The sequence below is a fragment of the Azospirillum endophyticum genome (genome assembly GCF_016595245.1).
GTDB lineage: Bacteria > Pseudomonadota > Alphaproteobacteria > Azospirillales > Azospirillaceae > Azospirillum > Azospirillum endophyticum.
Window position 1 is genome coordinate 140,286 of sequence record NZ_JAENHM010000063.1, and the last position, 9,049, is coordinate 149,334.

At 67.1% G+C, this 9,049-nt stretch carries 5 protein-coding genes and 1 pseudogene; 5 read left to right on the forward strand and 1 reads right to left on the reverse strand.

Annotation, left to right across the window (positions count from 1 at the left end):
* The first annotated feature begins 32 nt into the window (after window positions 1-32).
* From JHL17_RS24060 to JHL17_RS24080, 5 genes and pseudogenes are all read left to right on the forward strand, one after another.
* Entirely contained in the window at window positions 33-881 is an 849-nt protein-coding gene (locus JHL17_RS24060) for an alpha/beta fold hydrolase (RefSeq protein ID WP_200197051.1), read from the forward strand.
* Window positions 882-939: 58 nt separating this feature from the next.
* On the forward strand, window positions 940-1,470 hold the full coding sequence (locus tag JHL17_RS24065; RefSeq protein ID WP_200197052.1) for a VOC family protein: 531 nt from the start codon (window positions 940-942) through the stop codon (window positions 1,468-1,470).
* Window positions 1,471-1,534: 64 nt separating this feature from the next.
* Window positions 1,535-1,696: pseudogene (locus JHL17_RS24070) on the forward strand (transposase); the annotation flags it as partial.
* Between the two features lie 116 nt (window positions 1,697-1,812).
* Window positions 1,813-2,724 carry a LysR family transcriptional regulator gene (locus JHL17_RS24075; protein ID WP_200197054.1) on the forward strand — a complete coding sequence of 304 codons (912 nt, stop codon included), beginning with the start codon at window positions 1,813-1,815 and terminating at the stop codon, window positions 2,722-2,724.
* A 364-nt stretch (window positions 2,725-3,088) separates the two neighbouring features.
* A complete protein-coding gene (locus JHL17_RS24080) occupies window positions 3,089-7,930 on the forward strand; it encodes an NAD-glutamate dehydrogenase (protein ID WP_200197055.1) in 4,842 nt (1,613 codons plus the stop codon).
* 423 nt (window positions 7,931-8,353) lie between these two features.
* On the opposite strand, the gene JHL17_RS24085 is transcribed toward JHL17_RS24080, so the two are convergent.
* Window positions 8,354-8,596: a hypothetical protein gene (locus tag JHL17_RS24085; protein WP_200197057.1), complete on the reverse strand. Its 243-nt coding sequence runs from the start codon at window positions 8,594-8,596 to the stop codon at window positions 8,354-8,356.
* Between the last annotated feature and the right edge of the window lie 453 nt (window positions 8,597-9,049).

The following is a 9,049-nucleotide window of genomic DNA, read 5'->3' on the forward strand; positions in this document are numbered from 1 at the left end:
GTTCGAACGTCAACACCGACTGGAAAGCGATCATGATCGCAACCTTGAAGGGGTTTACCCAGCAGCTGGTGCCGGTGAACGGCATCAAGATCAACGCCGTCACGGGAGGCTCGGGCCCGCCGATCCTTCTGCTGCACGGCTGGCCGGAAACATGGTGGGAATGGCACAAGGTGATGCCGCTGCTGGCCGGGCATTTCAGCGTGGTGGCCATCGATCTGCGCGGCGCAGGCTTTTCCGACTGCCCGCTCGACGGCTATGACAAGGCGACGATGGCGCGCGACGCGCACGAGGTCATGATCGCCCTTGGGCATGAACGCTACGCCGTGTGCGGCCATGACATCGGCGGAATGGTCGCCCTGCCGCAGGCCGCCATTCATCGGGAGGCCGTTACCCATCTGGCCGTCCTCGACGTTCCGCTTCCCGGCTGGACCGGATGGGAAGCGGCGACCGCGGGGCTCTGGCACTTCGGCTTCCATAGGAACCGGGATCTGCCTGAGCGCCTGATCCATGGCCGTGAATACGACTATGTTTCGACCTTCATGGCAGAGCGGTTCTACGATCACGGCAGCTTCGATCCGGCGGACATCGAGATCTATGCCAAGGCGATGGCTCTTCCCGGCCGCACGCGCGGCGGCATGGAATGGTATCGCACCCTCGCCGCCGATCATGCGGCGGCTCTCGAGTACAAGAAGCACCCCCTCGAGATACCGGTGCTTGGTCTGGGCGGGGACCAGCGGTTCGGTGCGCGGATGGTGCCGATGCTGAAAGAGTTTGCCAGTCATGTGACTGGTGGCTCGATCGCGCGGTGCAGCCACTATGTCGCGGACGAGCGGCCCGATGAAGTCGCGGCCGCTCTGATCGATTTCCTCAAGGCCAACTGAAACTCCGCGCCCGCGCCGTCGCGGGCCGCAATGGATCGACGAAATCAAGGAGACCGTCATGACCGCACCCCTCATCCGCGGCGTCAATCATATCGGCATCACGGTGCCCGACATCGAAGCGGCCAAATCGTTCCTGGTGGAGGCCTTCGGCGCCCAAGTGATCTACCAATCCTTCGGACCGCAGGATCCACCGCGGCAGGGACCCGAATTCGAGCGGGCCGTCGGCGCTTTCCCCGGCACGGTCGTGCGTGCGCAGGCGATGGTCAAGATCGGCACCGGACCCGATATCGAGCTCTTCGAAATGCATGGCTCCGAGCAAGCCCAGCCGATCCGGGCGAGCGACTTCGGCATCACGCACTTCGCTCTCTACACCGACGACATCGACGCATCGGTCGAGCGTTTCGAGAAGGCCGGAGGCACCCCCCTCACCGTGCCGCGCGCCATTCCCTATGCAACCGAGAAAGGTCCTGGAAACAAGGTCTGCTACTGCCGCATGCCCTGGGGCACGACGATGGAATTCATCACCACGCCGGACCGCATGGCCTATCATGACCAGACTGATCTGCGCAGGTGGCAGGACGAGGACTGAGGTGGTCGCCGTTTTCCCGGACAGCTGGATACGCTTGGTTCGCCCGGGATGAAGGACGGATCCGATGACGGGAAAACGGAAACGGTTTTCAGCAGAGTTCGAGGCGAAGGTGGCGCCGGAAAGGATCCGTGGCGAATTGCCGGTGTCGCAGCTTGTCGCGAAGCACCGGGTGCGCCAGACGCTGAGCAACGCCTGGAAGAAGCCGGCCATTGAGTGGAGCGCGGGGTGTCGCCCACCGAAACGGGGCAAGATCATCCGGTTGCAACGAGCCATTTCATGGTTCCAGCGCGTGCAGTATATGGGTGCTCTCGTAAGGTTCTATGGTTCCATCCAGAAATCGCCATGCGCTTCGACCTGACCGACCTCCGGCTGTTCCTCCACATTGTCGAGACCGGGAGCATCACCGCCGGGGCGGAGCGCAGCGCCATGGCGCTCGCGTCGGCCAGCGCACGGGTGCGGGGGATGGAGGACGCGCTGGGCATCCCGCTGCTGGAGCGGTTCCGCCGCGGCGTCCGCCCCACCCCGGCCGGCCGCGCCGTGGTCCACCATGCCCGCCTCGTCCTCCACCAATTGGAGCGGATGCGCGGCGAGCTGGCGGAGTATGCCAAGGGGCTGAAGGGCCATGTCCGGCTGCTGTCCAACACCGCGGCGATCAACGAATTCCTGCCCGAGGCCCTGGCCGGCTTCCTCGCCGACAATCCCAGCATCGACATCGACCTGGAGGAACGGCCGAGCCACGCCATCGTCGAGGCGGTGGCCGCCGGGCTGGCCGACCTCGGCGTGGTCGCCGACATGGTCGATCTCGGCGGGCTGGAGACCCGCCCCTTCCGCAGCGACCGGCTGGTCGTCGTCCTGCCGCTGTCCCACCGGCTGGCCGGACGCGACGGCGTCGCCTTCGCCGAATTGCTGGACGAGCCCTTCGTCGGCCTCAGCGCCGGCAGCGCCCTGCAGGACTATCTGAACAGCCACGCCACCCGGGCCGGCCGCAGCCTGTCCTACCGCGTGCGGGTGCGCGGGCCGGTGGCGCTGTGCCGGCTGGTCGAACGCGGGGTCGGCGTCGGCATCGTGCCGGAAACGGCGGCGCTGCGCGCGCTCGACAGCGGGGGCCTGCGCGTCATGACGCTGACCGACCCCTGGGCGCCCCGCCAGCTGATGCTGTGCGCGCGCAATTTTTCCGATCTTTCCGCCCATGCCCGCCGGCTCGTCGATAGCTTGTCCGAAAACGCCCCGGCGGCGATCGGAAAGGCCGTTTAGTCAGCAATACTGACCTTCTTTTGCAGCGGTTTTCCTGAATTTCCACCGATTTGCCGACGCCCGGACGTTCCCGCCGAATCGAATCGATGTCCCACCGCCCCGGCATGGTATCCGGCCACCGCCGGATGCGGCGGATGGGCATTGCACGCCCGCGCTGCCGCCTCTCCGATGGGGTGGATGTGAATGCGCTATGGATAAATTCGGCGAACATGTGACTGGGTTGTCCGAATCTTTGGAGAAATAACCCGAAAGGGGTGCAGATCGCCGCTTGGTCAGAATTCCTGCCGTTTATTTGCCGTCGAAAAGTCATCGGGGGGGTGGTACTACCAATCCAAAGAAAACCCGAGAGGAGACATCAACCATCATGCGGACGGCGACGAAGGATCTGGCGGGCGACTTGCGGCAACAGCTGGCCGAGCTGGTGCGCAGCCGGGTTCCGAATGCGCGGGCGGAGCGCTTCGTGAAGCGCTTCTACGCCAACGTGCCCCCCGACGACCTGCTGCGCGGCACGCCGGAACAGCTTTACGGCGCCGCGCTGGCGATGTGGCAATGGGGACAGCAGCGCCTGCCCGGCCTGCCCAAGGTGCGGGTCTATGCACCGCGGCTGGACGAGCATGGCTGGCAGGCCGAACGCTCGGTGGTGGAGATCGTCAACGACGACATGCCCTTCCTGGTCGATTCCGTCACGGCGGAGCTGAACCGGCAGGGCGTCACCGTCCATCTCGTCATCCATCCCGTCACCCGCGTCGTCCGCGACGCCGAGGGCCGCATCGTCGAGCTGCTGGAGCCCGGCGAAGAGGCCGACGGCGCCCGCGACGAATCCTTCATGCACTGCTCGATCGACCCGCTGTCGGACCCGGCCGCCCAGGCCCGTCTGCGCGCCGGCATCGAACATGTGCTGGCCGACGTCCGCGCCGCGGTGGAGGACTGGACGCCGATGCGCGAGCGCATCCGCAGCGCCCGCGCCGACATCGCCAATGCCCCCGACGCCGAGGAATCGCAGGAGGCCGCCGACTTCCTGACCTGGGTCGACGACGGCAACATGACCCTGCTGGGCAGCCGCCTCTACACCGCCACCATCGGCGGCGAAGGCCGCGAGCCGTGGCTGGAGCTGGTGGACGGCAGCGGGCTGGGCGTGCTGCGCGACCCGGAGATCACCGTGTTCGACGAGCACGGCCATGCCGCCGTGCTGCCGGAGGAAATCCGCGCCTTCCTGCACCAGCCGCGCGCGCTCTTGGTGACCAAGGGCACCCGGCAGGCCACCGTGCACCGCTCGGTCCCGCTGGACGCCATCCTGGTCAAGCGCTTCGACGACCAGGGCAAGGTGGTCGGCGTCACGCTGGCGGTCGGCCTGTTCACCTCGGTCGCCTACAACCGCAGCCCGCGCGAGATCCCGTTCCTGCGCCGCAAGGTCGCCCGGGTGATGGCGCGCGCCGGCTTCGACCCGTCGGGCCATGACGGCAAGGCGCTGCTGAACATCCTGGAGACCTATCCGCGCGACGAGCTGTTCCAGACCCCGTCGGACGAGCTGTTCGAGACGGCGGTCGGCATCCTCTACCTGCAGGAACGCCAGCGCCTCGCCCTGTTCGTCCGCCGCGACCCGTTCGAGCGCTTCGTCTCCGCCCTGGTCTTCGTGCCGCGCGACCGCTACGACACCGCGCTGCGCCGCAAGATCCAGTCGGTCCTGGAATCCGCCTTCCAAGGCACCTGCACCTCCTACTTCACCCAGCTGTCGGACAGCGCGCTCGCCCGCCTGCACCTGATGGTGAAGACCGAGCCGGGCAAGGTTCCCGCGGTCGACATCGGCGAGATCGAGGCCCGGCTGGTCCAGGTCTCCCGCAGCTGGGCCGACCGGCTGCGCGACGCCCTGGTCGAGGCCCATGGCGAGGAGACCGGCAATGCCCGCCTGCGCCGCTATGCCGACGCCTTCCCGGCCGGCTACCGCGAGACCTTCCCGGCGGAAACCGCGGTCCACGATATCGACCGCATCGAACGGGCGCTGACCGAACAGCGGCTCGGCATCGTGCTGTTCCACCCGCTGGAAGCCGACGGCGACGAGCTGCACGTCAAGATCTACCACCAGGGCCGGCCGGTGCCGCTGTCCGACGTGCTGCCGATGCTGGAGCACATGGACCTGAAGGTGATCACCGAACAGCCCTACGAGGTCCGTCCGGCCAGCGGCTCCCCGGCGGTCTGGATCCACGACTTCGCCGCCCGCACCCAGAACGGCTTGGCCGTCGATTGCGTCAAGGTCAAGCAGACCTTCCAGGAGGCCTTCGCCGACATCTGGGACGGCCGGATGGAGGATGACGGCTTCAACCGTCTGGTCCTGCGCGCCGGGCTGGCCGGCCGCGAGGTCACGGTGCTGCGCGCCTATGCCAAGTACCTGAAGCAGGCCCGCTTCGCCTACGCCCAGGACACCATCGAGACGACGCTGGCCGCCCATCCGCAGACCGCGCGCCTGCTGGCCCGGCTGTTCGCCGCCCGCTTCGACCCGAAGACCCTCGCAGCTGGCGGGGCCGACGAGGCGCCGATCCTGGAGCAGATCGAGACCGCGCTCGACGCCGTCACCAACCTGGACGACGACCGCATCCTGCGCCGCTTCGTCAACCTGATCCGCGCCACGCTCCGCACCAACGCCTATCAGGCCGGGCCGGACGGCGCGCCGAAGCCGCACCTCTCCTTCAAGCTGGACAGCGGCTCGATCGAGGAGCTGCCGCTGCCGCGTCCGTGGGTCGAGGTCTTCGTCTACAGCCCGCGCATGGAAGGCGTCCACCTGCGCGGCGGCAGGGTCGCCCGCGGCGGCATCCGCTGGTCGGACCGGCGCGAGGATTTCCGCACCGAGATCCTGGGCCTGATGAAGGCGCAGATGGTGAAGAACACCGTCATCGTGCCGGTGGGCTCCAAGGGCGGCTTCGTCGTCAAGCGGCCCCCGGCCCCAAGCGCCGGCCGCGAGGCGGCCCTGGCCGAAGGCATCGAGTGCTACAAGATCCTGATGCGCGGCCTGCTGGACATCACCGACAACTTCGCCGCCGACGGGTCGGTGGTGCCGCCGAAGGACGTGGTGCGCCTCGACGCCGACGACCCCTATCTGGTGGTCGCCGCCGACAAGGGCACGGCGACCTTCTCCGACATCGCCAACGGGGTGTCGGTCGACCATGGCTTCTGGCTGGGTGACGCCTTCGCCTCGGGCGGCTCGGCCGGCTACGACCACAAGGTGATGGGCATCACCGCGCGGGGCGCCTGGGAATCGGTGAAGCGCCATTTCCGCGAGATGGGCACCGACATCCAGACCACCGACTTCACCGTGGTCGGCGTCGGCGACATGTCGGGCGACGTGTTCGGCAACGGCATGCTGCTGTCCCGCCACATCCGCCTGCTCGCCGCCTTCGACCACCGCCACATCTTCCTCGACCCCGATCCCGACGCCGAGATGAGCTGGGAGGAGCGCAACCGGCTGTTCGCCCTGCCCCGCTCCTCCTGGGCGGACTACGACCGCAGCCGGATGTCCAGCGGCGCCATGATCATCGAGCGCAGCGCCAAGACGGTGGAGCTGTCGTCGGAAGTCCGCGCCCGCTTCGGCATCGAGCAGACCCACCTGTCCCCGACCGAGCTGATGCGCCGCCTGCTGACGGCGGAGGTCGACCTGCTGTGGTTCGGCGGCATCGGCACCTACATCAAGGCGTCGACGGAAACCAACGCCGAGGCCGGCGACAAGGCCAACGACGCGCTGCGCGTCGACGGCGGCCAGATCCGCGCCAGGGTCGTCGGCGAAGGCGCCAACCTGGGCGTCACCCAGCGCGGCCGCATCGAGGCCGCCCAGAAGGGACGCGACGGCAAGGGCGTCCGCCTGAACACCGACGCCATCGACAACTCGGCCGGCGTCGACACCTCCGACCATGAGGTGAACATCAAGGTCCTGCTGGGCGACGTCATGGCGCGCGGCGACATGACGCTGAAGCAGCGCGACACCCTGCTGGCCGCGATGACCGACGAGGTGGCGGGGCTGGTGCTGGCCGACAACTACCGCCAGACCCAGGCCCTGACCATCGCCGAGGCGCAAGGGGCATCCCTGCTGGAGGCCCAGTCCCGCTTCATCCGCAACCTGGAGCGCAGCGGCCGGCTGAACCGCGCCATCGAGTATCTGCCGACCGACGAGGAACTGGCGCAGCGCATGGCCGAGCGGCGCGGCCTGACCCGGCCGGAGCTGGCGGTGCTGCTGGCCTATGCCAAGATCACGCTGTACGACGACCTGCTGGCCTCGGAGCTGCCGGACGACCCGGCGACGGTCGAGGATCTGCTGCGCTACTTCCCGCAGCCGCTGCGCGAGGGCCAGCGCGAGGCGATCTTCCGCCACCGCCTGCGCCGCGAGATCATCGCCACCGCCGTCACCAACAGCCTGGTCAACCGCGTCGGCCCCACCTTCGTCCGCGACATGGTGGAGAAGACCGGCCTCGGCCCGGCGGACGTCGCCCGCGCCTATGCCATCGCCCGCGACGTCTTCCAGCTGCGCCCGCTGTGGGATGCCATCGACGGGCTGGACACCGTGGTGCCGGCGGCATTGCAGACGGCGCTGATGCTGGAGACCATCCAGCTGCTGGACCGCGGGGTGGCGTGGTTCCTGGCGCACAGCCCGCATCCGCTCGACCTCGGCCGCGAGTCCGCCGCCTTCCGTCCGGGCGTGGAAGCCCTGGCCTCCGGGCTGGACCGCTTCCTGGACGAGGAGGAATCCTCCCGCCTCGCCGCCCGCATCGCCGACGCCATCGCCCAGGGGGTGCCGGAGGATCTGGCCCGCCGGATCGCCGCCTTGCCGGTACTGGCCGCCGCCCCCGATCTGGTGCGCATCGCCGAGCGCACCGGCCGCGCGGTGGAAGGCGTCGCCTCGGTCTATTTCGGGCTGGGCCGCCGGTTCGGCCTGGAATGGCTGCGCGACCGCGCCAGCGGCGCCAAGGTCGACAACCACTGGCAGCGCCAGGCGGTCGCCGCGATCATCGACGACCTGTTCGCCCACCAGAGCGCGCTCACGGTGCGCGTTCTGGAAAGCGCCGGCGACGAGGCCGCGGCGGTCGATGCCTGGATCGCCAGCCGCAGCCTGGTGGTGGAACGCGTCGAACAGCTTCTGGCCGAATTGCGGGCCCAGCCGGCGGTCGATCTCGCCATGCTGGCGGTCGCCAACCGGCAGCTGCGCGGCCTGATCGCCGGCTGATCGGGCATGGAGGTATCACAGGGATAGGAGACGCTCGGTTCGGATGGCCCGGTTGCGCAGCATTGCGCCGCCGGGGCTCCGGAACGCCGGTGCCTTTGCAGGCACGTTCGGGCACCGGCTGTCGGTCTCCTCGCCTCGGGCGGATCCACGGACCCCGTGGATCCGCCCACTTTCTTTTTCAGACTCTATCACCGGAACACAGGGTCCAACGACTGGAGCAATTCCGGCGTATCAATATCCTGTGCGGAAAAGGAGGGGGTTTGGTTATTCCCCCACGGCCCGCACTCCCCCTGATACCAGCGGCTTTCGATCCTGACCCATCAGGATCCAAAGCTTCGGCGGCATGGGCCGCCGCCGCGCCAGTCGGCGCGGATACCAGCGGTCATCGTCAATGACCGCTGGTATTACTCTGATGTTTTCTCATCAGTCGATGGCTGGAAGGTCAAACGCTTCGGCTGCTTCGTTGTTCACAGGTAGCCGGGTGGTGAAAAAGCCTTCCGCCCACCCGTCTTCATCAAGGCGAGTAGGGTGGATTTTGAAACATTCAGGCCAGTCCTGGAATCCTGCCTTGTCGCGGAGACGTTCTATTGCAGCCATTGCTGCCTCTTGAGTGCTGTAAATTCCGATGTGAAGTTCGGTATCCTCTCGATCTTCATATTCACGCACATAATCGTCACTGACGTGATGATAGCTCTGTGACAGGGCTTGGGCAGGCGCGACGGTGCGCCTGTCAAAGGTCCGCGCGGAAATCTTCGACTTTCCGGCGCGGTTTCTGCGGAGTTCCGCACGAGAACGGGGCGCGTTCCGGCGGAAATCCAGCGGAGACGAGAGAATGAAGGGGCCGCTTCCCCCCCCCTTTGCGGAACGCGCTTCCCCTCATCCCACACTGATGGGAGACAGGGCGAACAGGATTAAGGTGAGCATCGCCAAGCAACGTTACCGCAACATGAGATGGCGTCACATGATATCTAGGAAGATGCTTGCACCCCGAATTCCTGCAACAAATGTCAAAATCCTTCTTATTCCGTGTGGGAACGGATAGTGTCCCGATTCCGATATTAGAGTCCGACTCAGAATCGGTTAGGTTGTTGATGCTCGCGCGATTCGTCGCGAGAGTAG